Here is a 16,469-nt window from a genome sequence, read left to right as displayed (position 1 = left end):
TTACTTCCCGCTTTTTGGGCTGGATGCAGTGTTGGCGTTGTTGCCGGGATCTTGGGAGGTCGGTGTCACGGGCATCTCGGGTTGTGCCCGCTGCATGCCGTCCACCACGATGCGCTCGCCGTCGCTCAATCCTTCGGTCACCAGCCAGTCGCTGCCGACGGCGCGCGGTGCGGTCACGGCGCGGCGTTCCAAGGTGTTGTCGGCGCGGATCACCCATACGAAACCGTTACCGCGCGGATCGCGCACCAAGGCTTTCTGCGGCACCAGAATAGTGTTGTCGCGGGTACCTTCCGGCAGCCGTGCGCGCACGAACATGCCCGGCAGCAGGTCGCCGTCCGGGTTCGGGAACAGCGCACGCAAGGTCACCGAGTTGGTGCTTTCGTCCACCGCATACTCGGAGAACTGCATGCGGCCGGCGTGGCGGTAAACGGTGCCGTCTTCCAGCGCCAGCACCACCCGCGCTTCGTCATCGCTAACCTGTTCCAGCTGGCCGGAACTCCAAGCCTCGCGCAGCTGTTGCAGCTGGCGGTGCGACTGGGTCAGGTCCACATAGATCGGATCAAGTTGACGAATGGTGGTCAGCGTCTGCGCCTGGTTGGCGGTGACCAGCGCGCCGGCGGTCACTGAGGAGCGGCCGGTGCGGCCACTGATCGGCGCGCGGATCAGCGCGTAATCAAGGTTGATCTGTGCGCTTTGCAGGGCCGCTTCGGCGGACGCTACCGCCGCCTGGCTTTCCTGATGACGGGCGCGTGCTTCGTCGTGCTCCTGCTCGGACACCGCTTTGACGGTGGCCAGCTTTTCGATGCGCTGGATCGTCAGTTGACTGCTCTGGGCGGTGGCGCGCGCGCGGGCCAAGTTGGCCTGGGCGTTGCGGACCTCGGCGCGATAGAGGCGGTCATCGATCTGGTATAGCGGATCGCCGGCGTTGACCTCCGCCCCTTCCTCGAACAGGCGCTTTTGGATCACACCGCTGACCTGCGGCCGCACTTCCGCGACTTGGTAGGCAGTAGTGCGACCCGGCAGCTGCTGATCGAGCGTGAGGGACTGAGAGCGGAGGGTGATGTAGCCCACTTCAGGTGCACTCTGGGCCGGCGGAGCTGCAGGTTTGTCACTGCAAGCGGCAAGCAGTGCGCCCGCCAGGAGCAGGACGCCCGGGCGGATGTGACCAATGCGCATAGAAACCTCTTCGCGTCTGGTTCTGAATAAATGTAAGAGTCTGACTCGGTCGGTGCAGCCATGCCGTAAAATTGTGCCGGGAGCTACGGGGAAGAGCGGCGCAAACAACAGCACGAAATGGCATTGAGACACGTTCCGAATGACCCGGGACTATACATACATTCACAAACGTATGTATAGTCCCGGGCAGCTTGGTTAAGCGTATTTTTTCACTCACCGGTTGTTAAGGATTCCCATGGCCCGTCGTACTAAAGCCGAAGCGCAGGAGACCCGCGAGCAGATACTGGATGCTGCCGAGCAGGTGTTCCATCGCCTTGGTGTGTCAGCGACGGCGCTCAACGATATTGCCCAGCAAGCGGGGGTCACCCGGGGTGCTATCTATTGGCACTTCAAAAACAAGTACGACGTATTCATTGCTATGGTCGAACGCCACCACATGGGCCACGACCAGCTGTTCCTTGCTGCGGGTAGCGATGACGAACAAGACCCGCTTGGTCGGCTGCGTGAGATCTTGCTCGGCCAGATCGGCGAACTGCAGCGCGACGAATCGCGCCGGCGGGTGTTTGAGATCTGCTTCCTGCGTTGCGAGTACACCGCCGAGACCTTGCCGCTGCTGAGTCATCGCCAAGATGGTTTCGCGCGGTTCTCCACCGCGCTGACGCGGGTATTTCAACGCGCCATGGCACTCGGCCAGCTGCCGCAGGACCTGAGCGTACGTTGCGCGGTTACCCAGCTGCATGCGCAATTGGTCGGACTGCTGTTTTCGTGGGTGGTCCGGCCGGATTTCTTCGACCTGAGTGAGCACGCCGAAGTGTTGGTCGATACCTTCTTGTTCCTGCTGCGCGAAAGCCCGGAGCTGCGCCGACCGGCGCTGGCCTGCGCCGAGGTCTGATACTGGCGCCGGTTCCGGCGGGGGGCTATGGTGCAGCGCTGAGCTTGCACAAGGAGCCCGCCATGAGTTCATCCTTCCTGTTCCAGCGTGTGCTGGTCACCAACGACGACGGCATCGACGCGCCGGGACTGGCGGTGGCTGCGGCCATTGCAGCCGAATTGGCCGCTGAGGTCTGGGTGGTGGCACCAGAACACGACCAGAGCGGTGTCGCGCAAGCCATTTCCCTGCACCAGCCGCTGCGCTGCTATCCGCGTGGTGAGCGGCGCTACGCGCTGTCTGGCACACCGGCGGATTGCGTGCTGTATGCGATGGCGGCGTTCTTCGATGGCGCGCCGCCGGACCTGGTGCTGTCCGGCGTCAACTGCGGTGCCAACGTGTCCGATGCGGTGATGTATTCCGGCACCGTCGGTGCGGCGCTGGCGGCGGCCCATCTTGGGGTGCCGGCGGTGGCGTTGAGCCAGTCCTATGAACAGCGTGAACAAATCGATTGGTCGCCAGCGCGCCAGCACGCGGCGGCACTGGTGCGCACGCTGGTGGCGCAGCAGGGCGGCGAGCGTTGCTGGAACATCAATTTTCCCGCTGCGCCTGCGCCGGGCGTACCGATTCGCATCACCCGCCAGCTGCGCGGCAGTGTGCCGCGGCCGGGGTTGAAGCACGGTACCGACGGCCGCGGTTTGCCCTACCAGTGGTTAACCTTCCGTCGTGATCCGCAGGGGGTCACGGCAGCGGATTCGGATGTGGTGGCGCTGGAACAGGGCTGCATTGCGGTGATGCCGCTGCAAACCTCGCGCTGTGACCAGCCGCTGGTGGACGCCTTGCGCGCCGCACCAGCGCTGTTTGAGCAGGATTAATCGAGCAGCAATACCCGCTTGCCGGAGAACGGGTCGTCACGCATGTGCGCGTGCGCCTCGGCCACGGCGGCAAACGCGAAATCTTGCAGCGGCAGCGGTTGCAGACGACCGGCGGTGAAGAGCGGCGCCAACCGTTGGTTGAACCACTGCGCCACGCGGATGCGCTGCTCCAATGGTTGACTGCGCATGGTCAAACCCAGCAGCCGTTGGCGCCGCATCAACAGCATGCCTAGATCGAGTTCGGTGCGGCCGCCGCCGAGCAGCCCGATCAGGGCAATGCAGCCTTCCGGTTGTAATGCGGGCAACAACGCTGACCAGTCCGGTCCGACCATATCCAGCACCGCGCGCACGCCGGCGCCGCCGGTGGCCGCCGTGATCGCTGCCGCCAGTTCTGGGCCTTCTTCTACTGCCGCCTGCAAACCGAAGGCGCGCGCGTTATCGAGCCGCGCCGGATCACGGCTGCTGCCAATCGGGCGGGCACCCAGTGCATGGCACAGCTGCACCGCCGCCAGCCCGACGCCGGCGCTGGCGGGGCGCACCAGGCACCAGTCGCCTGGTTGCACACCGGCTTCGACGAACAGTGCGCGGTAAGCGGTCAAAAAGGCTTCCGGCAGGGTGGCGGCTTCGGCATCACTGAGGGGCTTGCCGTTGCAGTCAGGTACCCGCAGCAGTTCACGTTCATGCACTACCACCTGCTCGGCGTAGGCACCGCCGGGGATTAACCCCATCACCCGCTCGCCGGTACGCCAAGCTAGGGCACGTTCACCGCACTCCAAGACCTCGCCGACGAACTCCAGGCCGGGGATGGCTTGACTGAAACCGGCCGGCGCCGGATAGCGGCCGAGTACTTGCAACAGATCAGCGCGGTTGACGCCGATGGCGCGTACTCGCACCCGCACCGATTCCGGGCCTAGGGCTTCCGGGCTGTGGTCGCGCAGCACCAGCGCGCGGTCTTCAATGGTCCAGGCTTTCATCACGGGTTCTCCAAGGTGGCCAGCGCGGCGCGCAGGGCGGCGGGAATCGGGCACGGGCGGTGGTGGCGGTCAACAAACACATGCACCAGGAAACCTTCCGCTGCCGGTTGCGGGTCGCCTTGGCGGAACACCGCACAGCCGTACTCCACCGAGCTGTTGCCCAACCGGCGCACTTTCAGGGCACCTTCCAGTGCGTCCGGGTAAGCCGCTTCAGCGTGGTATTGGCAGCCGGAGCTGACCACCAGCGCGCGGGTGCTGTCGTCTTTCAGATCCAGCCCCTGAGCAATCAGAAACTGGTTCACGACGGTGTCGAAATAGCTGTAATACACCACATTGTTGATGTGGCCGTAGGCATCGTTGTCGTGCCAGCGGGTGGTGATCGGAGCGAAGTAACGGTAGTTGGCCCGTTGGCCGCGGGGTTCTCTCATCAGGGGTCACCAGACTGCTTGGTAAAGGGCGAGGGCGTCTGCAACTGCCACCGCGCGTGGATTGTTGACCAGCAACCGCTGCTGCAGCATGGCCTCCTCGGCCAGCTGTGGCAGGGCGGTGGCGGGAATGTCCAGGTCGCGCAGGCGGGTGGGCAGCCCGACTCGCTGGCTGAGCGCGCGGAAATGATCTGGCAATTCGGCGCCGGTGCCGGGGCGGCCAAGAATGATGGGTGCTAGCCGGTTGTACTCGGTTTCGGCGGCCGGCAGGTTGAACTCCAACACCGCTGGCAGCACCAGCGCATTGCTAAGCCCGTGCGGCAAGTGATAGATGCCGCCCAGCGGGTAGGCCAGTGCGTGCACCGCCGCCACCGGCGCATTGGCAAACGCTTGCCCGGCCAAGTAGGCGCCGAGCAGCATGGCGCCACGGGCGTTTTCATTGCTGCCGTCTGCCACCGCCGTTTCCAGCTGGCCGCACAGCAGTCGCAGCGCTTCGCTGGCGAGTAGGTCAGACAGTGGGTTGTGGCGCAGTCGGCTGGTGGTGGCTTCGATCGCGTGCACCATGGCGTCAATGCCAGTGGCGGCGGTCACTGCCGGCGGCAGTCCCAGCGTCAAACGGGCATCCAGTACTGCCACATCCGGCATCAGTTGCGGTGCCACCACGCCGCTCTTGGTGCTGGTGCCGGTGGTGACGATGGCAATCGGCGTGGCTTCGGAACCGGTGCCGGCGGTGGTGGGCACTTGGATCAGTGGCAGCCGCTTGCCTTGTGCGTTGCCGACCCCATATACCTGCGTCAGTGGCTGCGGCGAGGCGGCCAGCAACGCCACCAATTTGGCGGTGTCCATGGCGCTGCCGCCGCCGAGCCCGATGATGCCATCGCTGCGGTGCTGCTGAGCGCAGGCGAGGGCTGCTTCGATCACTGCCTCCGGCGGGTCGGCGACGACATCCTGGAAGCGTTGCACTGCCAGCCCCTGCGCGGCGAGGGCGGCTTCCACCGGCGTCACATGGCCAGCGGCGGCAAGGCCAGCATCGGTGATGATCAGCGGGCGCTGAACGCCCAGGTCTTTGCAGAGATCAGCCAATTGCGCGCTGGCGCCGGGCGCGCACAGCAGGCGGGGTGGCGCGATGAAGGAAAAGTCCATGGTGCCCTCGCGAATTGTTATTGCTGGACGTCGGCGGCTCGGGAACTTGAGCGGCCGATGGTAACCCAAACCGGTGTGGGGCCCTATGACGTACGCTGCCGTACGGCATTGGCATAAGGCTCCGAACCCATCTTCTTGAGAGACTGATGATGTCGCAATCGCTTCCCCCCCCGACCTCAGCCCCGCTGCTGGCCCGTGTTATGGCCGGCGTTTTGACGGCGGTGGTGCTGGCGGCCTCGTTGCTGGCGGGCGCTGTGTTTTTCTTCGTATTGCTGGGCCTGCTATTGGTATTTGGCCTGGTGCTGGCGGTGCGCATCTGGTGGTTCCGCCGTCGCTACCGTGATGTGCTGGCGCAGGCGGAAGCCTCTATGGCGCAGCAGGCGCAGGCTTGGGCGGCGATGCAGCGCGGCGAGCGGCCCGATGCGGCTGGTGGCCGTGTGATCGACGGCGAGTATCGCCGCGAGGAGTAAGCGCGGCCGTCACTGTGCTAGGCTGCGAGCGAGTTTCTGCTTTGTCAGTGGGGCCATGAAGGCCCTGCCCGTTGCTCAAGGATGAACCATGACTGCAGCACTGCGGCGAGAGAACGCTGAACTGTTCCGCGATCCGTTGGGTTATGCCCGGGCGGTGGAAGCGCTCTGTGCCGACCAGTACAACCCGCCATCACCGCGTGATCCGGAGCTGGCCTACCGGCTATGCCGTGCGGTGTATGGCCGATTCATTACCCAGTCCGGCTTCACCAGCTTTGATAGCCTGATCGAGTTTGTTGAGCGCGAATGGCTGCAAGCGCCCGAGGTGTTCAACAACCTTGATCCGCTGTTGCGCGATGAAATTCAGGTGGCGCTGTTCGGTATGCGCATGATCCGCACGCCCTCCCATCCCAGCATCGACGAGCTGGCGCAGCGCTGCGAACGTATCGCCCACACCCACGGCTACACCCCGGTGCGCATGGCCGCCGGGGCCTACCTGGTGGCCCATTTCGCTTGGCGCGGTGCGATGGATCGCTGCGTCGAGGTGCTCGACGGCTTGGCGCCTACGCGTGAACTGACCACCGATCCGGTGGTGCGGATGATGGGCTTCGCCTTGGAGGCCTTTGCACTGCGCATGCTGGGCGAGGGCCAACGGTTGCGGCTGCGAGTAGCAGAGGCGCTGGCGTCCGCTACCTCGGTGGAAGGCGCGGCATGGGATAGCTTCCTGCGTTTGCAGCAGGTGATGGGGCAGCTTAACCAGCGTGACCTGGCGGGTGCCGCTGCCGGTCTGGATCGATTGCTCGACGACTTAGACGAATCACGGACGCTGGAGGCCGGTCTGATCCTCTATGCCCGCAGCTGGTATGCCGCCCAGCGCGGCGCTAAGGCCGAGGCGTTGGCGGCCATGCGCCGCGCCCATCCGCTGCTGGTGAGTAGCGGCTCTTGGTTCCACCAGCGGCTGTCGCATCTGGTGCTGACGCAGCGCTGGTTGGCGGTGGGGCGGCTGCTGCCAGCTTATTTTCATCTACTGCGGCTGCGCAGTTCTGGGCTGGGCCATTATTCCGCCTATGCCATCTTCCTGCGACGCCTAACTCAAGCGTGCTTTTGGCAGCAAGCCGGGATCAGGCGGCTGGCGCTGCGGCCGCTGCGTGAAGCGCTGCGGCTGGGTCGACGCAATCAGTTTCTCTATCTGCCGGCGTTGCCGGACACCTTATTAGCTGCGCTGCTGGAGCTGGCGGAAAACGCCGGCATCGAGTCGGACTACGTGCAGATCTTGCGCCATCAGCGTCCGCCAGCGGGACCCGGTCCGATTCCAGATCAGCTGGCATTGTGAAGCGTTGGTGCCAGTGCTAGCGTCACTGTTGGCAGCGCCCCAGTCCGGCGCTGCGACCTCATATACCGACAATAACGAGAAGGGGAAAGCAACATGCACAAGGTGTGTTTGATGGCATTGATGCTGGGCGTCAGCAGTGCTGCGGCCGCGGATTCCATGTGGCAGCCACAGCCTTATGCGGGCGTCCAGTACGGCTATTTGGATTACGACCGAGGCAACTTGAAAGGGCAGGACTTGGATGTGCTGTCGCTGCGTGGCGGGGTGCAGCTGAATTCGTTGCTGTCTGCGGAAGTACGCGGCGGCGCCGGGTTGTTCTCGCAGCGCCACCATGGGGAAAAGACGCGCATCAACTTCCACTACGGCCTTTATGTGCGGCTGACGCTGCCCAACAGCTCGCCGTTCACGCCTTATTTGCTGGGCGGTTACGCCTATTCCGACAGCCAAGCCGCCGGGCGCCACCAGCGTGACGACGGCGGCTCCTACGGTGGCGGTGTCAGCTATGCGCTGGACAACCGTGTTGATCTGAACCTGGAGCTGCTGCGCCTGGCCGACAATGACCACACCCGCCAAAACGCCCTGACCCTGGGCGCCACCTACCGCTTCTAATTGCAGCGGGCCCGGTGATCCGGGCCCATGCCCTTACGCTTGGTACCGATTTCCGTACAATCGGCGCTCTCTGTCTGATACGAGGGCGTGCAGCCATGACGCAGAACCATATTTTTGACCTGACCGAGAGCATGCTCGACCAGGTGCTGTCGCTGTCCCGGCAGACGCCGGTGATCATTGATTTCTGGGCTGACTGGTGCCAGCCGTGCCGACAAATGGCCCCGGTGCTGGAAAAGCTGGTCAATGAGTTGGATGGCCAAGTGGTGCTGGCGAAGGTCAATGCCGACACCGAGCAGATGCTGGCGGCGCAATTTGGTGTGCGCTCGTTGCCGACGCTGAAACTGGTGTTCCAAGGCCAGTTGGTGGCCGAGCTCACCGGCCAGCAAACCGAAGCCGCGTTGCGCGAGTGGTTGAAACCGGTGATTGGTGATCCGGCAGAACTGGCAGCCGAGCAGGAACAGCATTTCATCGACCAGGTGCGTGCGGCCATTGCCCACGGCCATGTTGAACAGGCGGAGCAGGCGCTACGGCAGACGCTGGCGGCGGAGCCGGATCGCCACAATCTGCGTGCACTGTTGGTGGAGCTGCTGCTTGGCAGTGGCCGCCGTGACGAAGCCGAAACGGTGTTGGCGGACGTGCTGGAGGATGTTGAGCCGCTGCGACCGTTCCGCGCTCGCTTGGCGTTGTTGGATGGCCTCGAAGCACCGCCGCAGCCGTTGGCCGAGTGGCGGGCGCAGATCGAGGCCGGCCTGGCACCGGCTGTCGAAGCTCAGGTGCTGTACGCCTATGGCCTGCAGGCAGCCGCTGCCGGTCAGTTCCGCGACGGACTGGATGCGCTGCTGCGCCTCTTGCAGGTCCACGGTGCTGATGGTGACGGCCGTGCCGGATTGCTGAAGGTGTTTGAGTGCTTGCCGAAGGGGGATCCGCTGGCCAGCGAGTACCGCCGCAAGATGTTCAACCACCTGTATTGACCGCAGCGCCTGCGCCGCATGGCAGCAAAGGGCGCGCGCGGGCGGAAGGGTCATTGCGCCGGTGCAGGCCATTCTTTATTTTACGGCTTCGATTCGAACGCTCGTTTGAAGGCGACACCGGGTTCAGGCCCAACAGCACAACACACATGGAGATTGAGAGATGAGCAGCGAATTTCTGTCCGAAGAGTGGTTTGCCAAGGTCAAGGAACTGCGTGACGCTGCGGGCCCCATCGAAGCCCCGGCTGCCCTGGCAGACGTAGTCATCAACATCACTGCCGGTGACAAAGAGCTGGCTCTGGTGGGTGGCATGATCGAAGAAGGCCACCGCGATGGCGCGGGCACCACCTTGGTGCTGCCGGCCGAGCTGGCCAAACGCATCTTCATCGAAGGCGACCAATCTGCAGGCATGCAGGGCTTCATGAGCGGCCAAATCCGCATCGAAGGCGACATGAGCAAGCTCATGGCGCTGCAGAGCGCACGGCCGACCGAAAGCCAGATGGCGCTGATGAAACAGGTCCAAGCGATCACCGCTTGAATCTGTTGCAGCTCAAAAGACCCCGCTCCGGCGGGGTTTTTTGTGCCCGGTGGTTGCGGTGCAAATGAGAATTGTTATTATTATGCCCCTGTCATGTCTGCACCTGGGTGCGGATGTACTCTGAGGACCTGTTATGCCTGCTACAAACTCTGCCGAAACCGTCTCTCCCGCTGCCGCCAATCAGCCATTGTCGGAGCTGCTCAAAAGCGCTACCCGCGCCGTCCATGAAGCATTGGACCAGCGGCTGATGACACTGCAACCGTTTGCCAATGTTGAAAATTACCGCTGTTTCCTGCGCATGCAGGCGCGGCTGCAGTGCGTTACCTCGCCGCTGTTCCATAACCCGCAACTGCAGGCCTGGATCGCTGACCTTGATCAGCGCGATCGCTGGGTAGCGGTAATGCGCGATTGTGCTGATCTGCAAATACCCGCTGAGCAATGCGAAGTGGATCGCCGCGCCGCCACTGCTTTGACCATCGACGACCCGTATCGGGCACTTGGTTGGCTGTACACCGTGGAGGGCTCCAACCTCGGTGCTGCGTTCCTGCTGAAAATGGCCAAGGCCGACCTCGGCCTGTCAGAACAGCACGGTGCGCGCCATATGGCCGGTGCTGCAGAGGGGCGTGGTCTGGCGTGGCGGCGTTTCAAAGCCGACCTGGATGCGCTGGCGCTGACTGATGAGCAGCGCCAGCTGGCGGTTACCGGTGCCGACGAAGCGTTTGCCTATGTGCAGGCCTGCGTCGATGAGGTGTTTGAGCCGGCCACGGCCTGATGATCCGGCTCTGCTGGCGCGCTCTCAGTGTGCTGTTTGTGGCACTGGGACTGATTGGGGCCGTGCTACCCGGCCTGCCGACCACGGTGTTCATGTTGTTGGCGTTGTGGGCGGCGGGGCACGGCTGGCCGGCGCTGGCAGAGTGGTTGCTGAACCATCCCCGCTTTGGTCCGCCGCTGCAGCGTTGGCAGCAGCAGCGGGCGGTGCCGCGCCAAGCCAAGTGGGCGGCGCTGCTCGGTATGACGCTGAGTGCATTGCTGCTGTGGTGGGCGCCGCTGCCCTGGTGGCTGCAGTGCGGGCTGTGGAGCCTGATGGCGGTGGTGCTGGTCTGGTTGTGGACACGGCCAGAAGGGCGCATGGCCCATGAGCATGTTGAGAATGATTAACATCTGGAAATCTGTGCTATTGCGCATTATTCTCGGTCGCCGTGTTGCGACTGCGGTCGCTGGAGTACGACGCCCTGGCTGCGGGGCTTGGAGAAGAGTTGGCATGATGAAGACACAACAATGGCTGCTGGCATCGAGCTTGGCGGTGATGATGGTGCTGACCGCCCCGGTGGCGGTGGCCCAGCAGCAAGATGTTGATGCGCCGGTGGCCGCTCAAGCGGACGCCGCGGAAACGGCGTTGCCGGAGACCGACGCCGACGAGATTGCGCCGGATGCGGAAGACAGCGCGCCGGACGCGCTGCTGGAACACGACGCTGAGGCAGATGACGTGGCAGCCGTACCACACAGCCTGCCTACCGATCTCAGCCCCTGGGGCATGTATCTGGCCGCTGACGCGGTGGTGAAGACGGTGATGATCGGCCTGCTGCTGGCCTCGGTGCTGACTTGGACCGTGTGGGTGTTCAAAACGGTGCAGCTGCGCGTCGGGCGCCGCCGCGTACGACATACGCTTGAGCACGTGGTGGCGTCGGAAAGCTTTGCCGAAGCGCGCCGTGCCACTCAGAACGATCAAGGTGCTGCGGTGTTCCTGCTGCAGGCGGCGGAGCATGAGCTGGCGCTGTCGGCCCGTGGTCCGGCCACCGAGGATGGCATCAAAGAACGGGTGGCGGCGCGGCTTGACCGGGTGTTGGCGGCGGCGACGTCCGACATGAACAAAGGCACCAGTGTGCTCGCTACTATCGGTGCGGTCGCGCCGTTCGTGGGCCTGTTCGGCACCGTGTGGGGCATCATGAACAGCTTCATCGGCATTGCCAAAACCCAGACCACCAACCTCGCGGTGGTGGCTCCGGGGATTGCCGAGGCGCTGCTGGCCACCGCCATCGGTTTGGTGGCAGCCATCCCTGCAGTGGTGATCTACAACCACTTCGCGCGCACCATCGGTTACTACCGCGCCAGCTTGGCCGACGTTGCCACCGGTATCCTCGCCTTGGTGAGCCGTGATCTGGACCGCACCTCGCCGGCAGCACGCCAGCCAGGGAAAGGAGAAGCCTGATGTCGCTGCGGCTGCCCAGTGAACGGGACGGCAATGAGCTGCCGATGAACCACGATATCAACGTCACGCCGTTCATCGACGTGATGCTGGTATTGCTGATCATCTTCATGGTGGCGGCGCCGCTGGCCACCGTTAGTGTGCCGGTGGACCTGCCGGCCTCGGCGGCCAAACCGCAGCCGGCACCGGAAGATCCGCTGTACCTGACCCTGCAAAATGACCTGACGCTGACCCTCGGTGACGACCTCACCGTGGAACGCGACCAGCTCGCTAATGCCCTTAAGAAACGGCTGCCGGATCCGGAGCAGCGGCTGTTCCTGCGCGCAGACCAAAGCGTGTCCTACGGCGACATCATGGATGTGATGAACGTGCTGGCCCGCGCCGGTTACCTGAAGGTGGCGCTGGTGGGGCTGGAGCGAGTCGGGGAACAAGCGCCATGACACCTCTTGCCGGCGGGCCTGCCGGAGTTCGGCCACGCCGCGACGGCTGGCGCTGGGGGCTGGCAGTGGTGCTGGCGCTGGTGCTGCACGGAGCGGTGGCGCTGACCGCAATCTGGAAAGCACCAACGCCGACCCCGCCGCCGGCCGCCGCGCCGATGGTAGTGGAGCTGGCAATGCTGGCGGCGCCGCAAGTGCAGCCACAGGAAGAGCAGAAACCAGAGCCACTGCCGGAGCCTGAGCCGGAGCCCGAACCAGTGGTGGAAGAGCCGCCGGTGGTGGAAAAGCCGGAGGTGGTGTTGCCGAAGCCGCCGGAAAAACCAAAGCCACCGCGGCCGCCGCGCCCGGAACCACCGCCGGAGCCGCAACCGGAACCGGAACCGGAAGAGCCGAAGGAAGAACCAGCGCCGCAGGAGCAAGTGGCGGCCAACTCGTCGGATGCACCGGCGGAAGCGGAGCAAATGCAAGCACCGACGGTGGGCGTCAGTGCCGCCCAGAGCGCCGATATTCGCCAGCGCTGGGAAGCCCTGCTGACCGCCCATGTGGATCGTTTCAAGCGCTATCCACGCCAGGCGCAAATGATGCGCATGGAAGGGGTGCCACAGGTGCTGTTCACCATCGACCGCGATGGCAACGTGCTAGACGTGTCGATCAGCAACTCCAGTGGCCAGCGGGTACTGGATGCTGAGGCGCTGGCGATGATCAAGCGTGCGCAGCCGCTGCCGAAGCCGCCAAAGGAAGTGGAGGGCAACCCGATTCGGCTGTCGTTGCCGATTGAGTTCAGTCTGCGCAATCGCTGAGCTGGAATCGGAGGAGCACAAAAACGCCGCATTGATGCGGCGTTTTTTTTGGTTTGGAGCCCAGTCGGTAGTGCGGTCGAGTGGACGCTGGGGAGCAGCTTTTAGTTTTGATGTTGCGGTACGCCGCGCTGGTGACCAAAGGTGGTCGCTGGTTTTCTTGCAGCAGCGGCCTTGGCTCGTTCGCGCTGGTTTTGTTAGGGCGATCGGTGACCGCGCATCACCGGCCATCGGCTGGATGCGTTCGTTGCCGCACGCGCAGCCTGCCTGCCAACGCCAACACAAACACTCAATACCAACACTGTCGCTTTAAGCGGCTTTGCTGCAGCCAAGAAAAAACGCCGCAGTGGCGGCGTTGTTAGCGTGGTATCGGCGTCGTAGGTTACCCCTCATCATCCCCGTTGCTGCGTTCTTTGCGGCCACGACGACGTTCATTGTTGAAGCCGGTGAGCGCGCGCCAGAACGGGATGCGGCGCGCCAAATTGGCCATTTCATCTACCGAGTCGCTGATGCCTGACAAGCGGTCCACAGTATCGCGCATGCCGGCCAGTTCACTGAGGTGCTCGGCGATGCGGAACATCACCATGTAGAACTCCAACAGTGCGCGCAGAGTGGATGCCAGCACCAGGAACGTCAGCGGTGCAGCAAAGAAAAAGTAGAACATGCCGCGCCAGGTGGAGTGGAAGAACGCCTCCACGCTGAGGTAGGTGAGGGCGATGGCAATCGCCGCCAGCGCCAACCCGTACACGCCGGGCAGCACCTGGATGATCATGTAGCGGTCAAAGCGGAAGTTGAACAGTTCGCGCCAGTACTGCACTACCCAAATCAAAGCGCGGCGTAGGCGTTCGCGGGGTTGCGACGGGGGTGTGGGGGTCACCATTTGGCGTATTGCTCCTCGACAAAACCGTACAACTCTACCGCCAGTTGGGTGCCGTCGGGACGTCGCACGTGGCCTTGGAAGCGGCCAAACAGCTGGTTGAAGTTGCTGGCGAACAGACCCAGATTGAGGCGCTCTACATGGCGCCCAAGCGGCTGGAAATGCAGGGAGACAGCGCCATCGCCGGTTTCGATGTGCCAGTCGTTCAGCAGGTTGTCACGGTCGTAATCAAACACAGTGGTGGACACTTTGATCAGCTCGTCGTCCAGCCACAAGCAGTTTTCGGTAAAACTGGTTTCGTTGACGCCGCAGGATAAGTTCAGCCCCAGCCGCATGCCGCCGGCCTCGCCACTCATGCAGGCCCAGTTCCAGAAAGTCTCGCGACGCATGTAGCCGCTGGAGAAGTCGTGGTGGCCGAACGCATTGTGGGCAGCCAGCGATGCTTCGCCGGCGCCGGTGCGCAGCGTGCCATCGACGCGTACCCCCGCCACCTTGTTGGCGTAGACCCAGCCGTTGATGCCGATGCGGGTGCACAGTGACATCGGCTCATAGGCGGGCGCTTCCACCATACGTGCGTCCAGCGCCACCCCTGGCAATTGCACGGCCAACGTTTTCTCCAAGCTGCCATCAGGGTGCTCGCGGTACTGCATGCACAGCGACACCTTGCCTTGCTCGAAGCGGCTCTCGCCGTGGCGTGGCGAGTCCGACAGCGAGAGGGCGCGACCGAGCGGGCTGCGGAAGGTGTATTCCTGCAGGTCGCCGGTGGAAGGCCGAAAAATATAGAAGAACGCGATGCCGAGATAGCGGGTGTGGGCAAACGCGCAGCCGGCCAGCAGGTCGTCACCGATGATGCCGAAATACTGGAACTGCTTGTAATGGAAGTGGCGGGCGAAGGCCGAGGCCGGAGCGCCCAGCGGCGTGCGGTAGTCGGCACGATGGTCGCCGAGCACCTGCGGCACGCTGCCGCGAAATTGGCCGAAGGTGAGTTGGCCTTGCGCATCCACCAAGGGATTCGGCGGCAATGGAAGCTGGTTGAACGGGTGCATGCTGTCTCCAGCGGCAAGGGCGTGATGCCCGGTGGTGGTGCCTCAGGTGGCGACGCCGATCTGACACCTTGGTCACATTTTTTGCGGATCATGACGCAGCCACGGCTGCGGATGCAAACTGCACTGACGCCAGCGGCTTGGCGGTGTGGCCACCGTGCTCAATCGCGGCCGGTAAAGTAATCGCGGACTTTCGCCAGCTGGCGGCGGTGGCGTGCGGTCAGCGGTGCGTTGCCACGGTAGTGGCGGTAGAACGCCAGCCGCTGCGCAGAACTCAAATGGCGGCGGCCGAGCTTGTCGAGGCAGGCCAGGTCTTTGGCGATGCGATGCTGCAAGAATGGACCGCGCCAGAAGGTGCCGGTGGGGCAGTCGATCAGGTAGACAATGTCGTTGTGGTCCACCAACAAGTTGCGCCATTTCAAATCGTTGTGGGCAAACCGCTGGCGGTGCAGGGTGCGGGTGATGTCGGCCACCTGGCGGCTGATGCGGGCCACCCAACCGGGCTGGTCGAAGCGCGGATCGGCGCGTTCAGCCAAAGTTGCCAAGCTCTCGGTGCTGGCAATCTCACGGGTGATCATGGCGCCGCGCACAAAGCCCCACTGCCGCCGCTCCAGTCCATTCGCCACTACGCTGGCGGTGGGAATGTGCCAAGCCGCAAAGCGCGCCAGATTTTCCCATTCGCGCTGTACCCGGGGGTGGCGCAGATAGTCACGCCAACCGCGCCGATGGTTGCGGTTCCAGTAACGCTTGATATAGAAACCGATGCCGTGCCGCTCAATGCGGATTACGTCAGAGATCGGGTCGCGGGTCACCGGGGTGCCGGCCAGGGCGAACACCTGGTCGAGGCTGTGGAACTCCGGCACCAGCGCCTGATACGCAGGGTGCAGTTGCCAGTTGGCCATTGCTGCGCTCCTTTCAATACGGTGATCGGCAATGGGGGGCGGCTCGCCATGGGGGCCGCATGATAACGGCAATGCCAAGCGGATTCATGTTGCCGGCTTGCGCTGGCGCTGAATCAGCGGCTCAATTCCAGTTCGCGTGACACATAGTGGCCGACCATGGCCGACAACCCTTCCGACAGCTCCTCATAGGTGATCGGCGGATTCGGGTCCGAAAGATGCCGCACCACCGCGTACATGCCGCCGTGGATAAAGATGTAGCTCATGGCCGGCAAGCGATGGATGCGGGTGTTTTCCGGGTGATGCATCAGATGCTGTACGGCGATGCTCATCAGTACCCGCACGATCGGCTCCATATAGCCGGTGGCGTCCATCTGCATCACATAGCGGGCACATTTCAGGTAACGCTGCTCGTTGCGCTGTAGAAATTCTCCGAACAACGACAGGATTTGGTGCACCGCCTGATCAATCGGGCGCCGCGCGATGTCCTGGGTGAGCGGCTGCAGCATCTCCACCACCTCGCGCGAAAAGCGCTCGGTCATGGCCTGGAACACGGCTTCTTTATTGGTGAAATATTCGTACACCGAACCGACGCTGAGCCCGGCAGTATCAGCAATGTGGCGGGTGGTGGTGTGTTCCAGACCGCGTTCGGCGACGCAGATGAAACCGGCCTGAACGATGGCGTCCACCGTCAGTCGAGAGCGTTCTTGCTTGGGGTGACGTGCCATCGAGGGCGACTCCCTGGAATCCGAGTTGAATCCGAATAATTGCTCGGATTACCTTACCATCCGTCACTGTGACAATAAAAGAGGTGGGATTCGATCCCGTCCGTCTGCC

Annotated in this window: 20 protein-coding genes; 12 read left to right on the top strand and 8 right to left on the bottom strand. The window is 63.5% G+C overall.

The features are described from left to right. Nucleotides 1-1,071 carry an efflux RND transporter periplasmic adaptor subunit gene (locus AB5I84_RS08935; protein ID WP_369455506.1) on the bottom strand — a complete coding sequence of 357 codons (1,071 nt, stop codon included), beginning with the start codon at nucleotides 1,069-1,071 and terminating at the stop codon, nucleotides 1-3. A gap of 340 nt (nucleotides 1,072-1,411) precedes the next feature. On the opposite strand from AB5I84_RS08935, the gene AB5I84_RS08930 reads away from it, so the two are divergent. Both AB5I84_RS08930 and surE read left to right on the top strand, forming a co-directional pair. Then, the gene (locus tag AB5I84_RS08930) at nucleotides 1,412-2,068 is read left to right on the top strand and encodes a TetR family transcriptional regulator (RefSeq protein ID WP_369455505.1); all 657 of its coding nucleotides are present in this window, start codon (nucleotides 1,412-1,414) and stop codon (nucleotides 2,066-2,068) included. A 62-nt stretch (nucleotides 2,069-2,130) separates the two neighbouring features. After that, nucleotides 2,131-2,919: a 5'/3'-nucleotidase SurE gene (surE, locus tag AB5I84_RS08925; protein ID WP_369455504.1), complete on the top strand. Its 789-nt coding sequence runs from the start codon at nucleotides 2,131-2,133 to the stop codon at nucleotides 2,917-2,919. Here surE and AB5I84_RS08920 read toward each other — a convergent pair. From AB5I84_RS08920 to AB5I84_RS08910, 3 genes are read right to left on the bottom strand one after another with little or no spacing between them, the layout of a single operon-like run. Continuing rightward, on the bottom strand, nucleotides 2,916-3,893 hold the full coding sequence (locus AB5I84_RS08920) for a zinc-binding dehydrogenase (RefSeq protein ID WP_369455503.1): 978 nt from the start codon (nucleotides 3,891-3,893) through the stop codon (nucleotides 2,916-2,918). The genes surE and AB5I84_RS08920 overlap by 4 nt on opposite strands. After that, nucleotides 3,893-4,321 carry an acyl-CoA thioesterase gene (locus AB5I84_RS08915; protein WP_369455502.1) on the bottom strand — a complete coding sequence of 143 codons (429 nt, stop codon included), beginning with the start codon at nucleotides 4,319-4,321 and terminating at the stop codon, nucleotides 3,893-3,895. Before AB5I84_RS08915 ends, AB5I84_RS08920 begins: the two co-directional genes overlap by 1 nt. 6 nt (nucleotides 4,322-4,327) lie before the next feature. Continuing rightward, the gene (locus AB5I84_RS08910; protein ID WP_369455501.1) at nucleotides 4,328-5,461 is read right to left on the bottom strand and encodes an iron-containing alcohol dehydrogenase; all 1,134 of its coding nucleotides are present in this window, start codon (nucleotides 5,459-5,461) and stop codon (nucleotides 4,328-4,330) included. Between the two features lie 200 nt (nucleotides 5,462-5,661). Between AB5I84_RS08910 and AB5I84_RS08905 the strand changes: the two genes are divergently transcribed. The 10 genes from AB5I84_RS08905 (at nucleotide 5,662) to AB5I84_RS08860 (ending at nucleotide 12,816) form a co-directional block, all read left to right on the top strand. Next, complete coding sequence (locus AB5I84_RS08905; RefSeq protein WP_369455500.1) at nucleotides 5,662-5,931, top strand: hypothetical protein; 270 nt, start codon at nucleotides 5,662-5,664, stop codon at nucleotides 5,929-5,931. A gap of 88 nt (nucleotides 5,932-6,019) precedes the next feature. Continuing rightward, nucleotides 6,020-7,261 (top strand): hypothetical protein, encoded by a 1,242-nt coding sequence (locus AB5I84_RS08900; protein WP_369455499.1) that lies wholly within the window; start codon nucleotides 6,020-6,022, stop codon nucleotides 7,259-7,261. A 93-nt stretch (nucleotides 7,262-7,354) separates the two neighbouring features. Continuing rightward, entirely contained in the window at nucleotides 7,355-7,867 is a 513-nt protein-coding gene (locus AB5I84_RS08895) for an outer membrane beta-barrel protein (protein WP_369455498.1), read from the top strand. A gap of 95 nt (nucleotides 7,868-7,962) precedes the next feature. Then, complete coding sequence (locus tag AB5I84_RS08890) at nucleotides 7,963-8,838, top strand: tetratricopeptide repeat protein (protein WP_369455497.1); 876 nt, start codon at nucleotides 7,963-7,965, stop codon at nucleotides 8,836-8,838. A gap of 160 nt (nucleotides 8,839-8,998) precedes the next feature. Further along, nucleotides 8,999-9,373: an SCP-2 sterol transfer family protein gene (locus AB5I84_RS08885; protein ID WP_369455496.1), complete on the top strand. Its 375-nt coding sequence runs from the start codon at nucleotides 8,999-9,001 to the stop codon at nucleotides 9,371-9,373. 133 nt (nucleotides 9,374-9,506) lie between these two features. After that, nucleotides 9,507-10,145, top strand: coding sequence for a biliverdin-producing heme oxygenase (locus AB5I84_RS08880; RefSeq protein ID WP_369455495.1), 639 nt, complete (start codon nucleotides 9,507-9,509; stop codon nucleotides 10,143-10,145). Further along, nucleotides 10,145-10,531, top strand: a complete 387-nt coding sequence (locus AB5I84_RS08875; RefSeq protein ID WP_369455494.1) for a YbaN family protein — start codon at nucleotides 10,145-10,147, stop codon at nucleotides 10,529-10,531. Before AB5I84_RS08880 ends, AB5I84_RS08875 begins: the two co-directional genes overlap by 1 nt. Nucleotides 10,532-10,634: 103 nt before the next feature. Beyond that, nucleotides 10,635-11,582 carry a tonB-system energizer ExbB gene (exbB, locus tag AB5I84_RS08870; protein ID WP_369455493.1) on the top strand — a complete coding sequence of 316 codons (948 nt, stop codon included), beginning with the start codon at nucleotides 10,635-10,637 and terminating at the stop codon, nucleotides 11,580-11,582. Continuing rightward, nucleotides 11,582-12,019, top strand: coding sequence for a TonB system transport protein ExbD (gene exbD / locus AB5I84_RS08865; protein WP_369455492.1), 438 nt, complete (start codon nucleotides 11,582-11,584; stop codon nucleotides 12,017-12,019). Before exbB ends, exbD begins: the two co-directional genes overlap by 1 nt. Then, nucleotides 12,016-12,816: an energy transducer TonB gene (locus AB5I84_RS08860; RefSeq protein WP_369455491.1), complete on the top strand. Its 801-nt coding sequence runs from the start codon at nucleotides 12,016-12,018 to the stop codon at nucleotides 12,814-12,816. The genes exbD and AB5I84_RS08860 overlap by 4 nt, the downstream gene beginning before the upstream one ends. A gap of 379 nt (nucleotides 12,817-13,195) precedes the next feature. Here the strand turns inward: AB5I84_RS08860 and AB5I84_RS08855 are convergent, their stop codons facing one another. The 4 genes from AB5I84_RS08855 to AB5I84_RS08840 all read right to left on the bottom strand — a co-directional run bounded on the left by AB5I84_RS08855 (nucleotide 13,196) and on the right by AB5I84_RS08840 (nucleotide 16,360). Continuing rightward, nucleotides 13,196-13,693 carry a DUF4282 domain-containing protein gene (locus AB5I84_RS08855; RefSeq protein WP_369455490.1) on the bottom strand — a complete coding sequence of 166 codons (498 nt, stop codon included), beginning with the start codon at nucleotides 13,691-13,693 and terminating at the stop codon, nucleotides 13,196-13,198. Further along, complete coding sequence (locus tag AB5I84_RS08850) at nucleotides 13,687-14,736, bottom strand: DUF2804 domain-containing protein (RefSeq protein ID WP_369455489.1); 1,050 nt, start codon at nucleotides 14,734-14,736, stop codon at nucleotides 13,687-13,689. Before AB5I84_RS08850 ends, AB5I84_RS08855 begins: the two co-directional genes overlap by 7 nt. 158 nt (nucleotides 14,737-14,894) lie before the next feature. Beyond that, nucleotides 14,895-15,635, bottom strand: a complete 741-nt coding sequence (locus AB5I84_RS08845) for a lipopolysaccharide kinase InaA family protein (RefSeq protein ID WP_369455488.1) — start codon at nucleotides 15,633-15,635, stop codon at nucleotides 14,895-14,897. A gap of 113 nt (nucleotides 15,636-15,748) precedes the next feature. Beyond that, nucleotides 15,749-16,360: a TetR/AcrR family transcriptional regulator gene (locus tag AB5I84_RS08840; protein WP_369455487.1), complete on the bottom strand. Its 612-nt coding sequence runs from the start codon at nucleotides 16,358-16,360 to the stop codon at nucleotides 15,749-15,751. Nucleotides 16,361-16,469 lie beyond the last annotated feature (109 nt).

Origin of the sequence: Alcanivorax sp. REN37 (assembly GCF_041102775.1) — a bacterium.
In the GTDB taxonomy this organism is placed as follows: domain Bacteria; phylum Pseudomonadota; class Gammaproteobacteria; order Pseudomonadales; family Alcanivoracaceae; genus Isoalcanivorax; species Isoalcanivorax beigongshangi.
The sequence above is the reverse complement of the archived record's forward strand: the minus strand, read 5'-3'. Positions and strand labels throughout refer to the sequence as shown.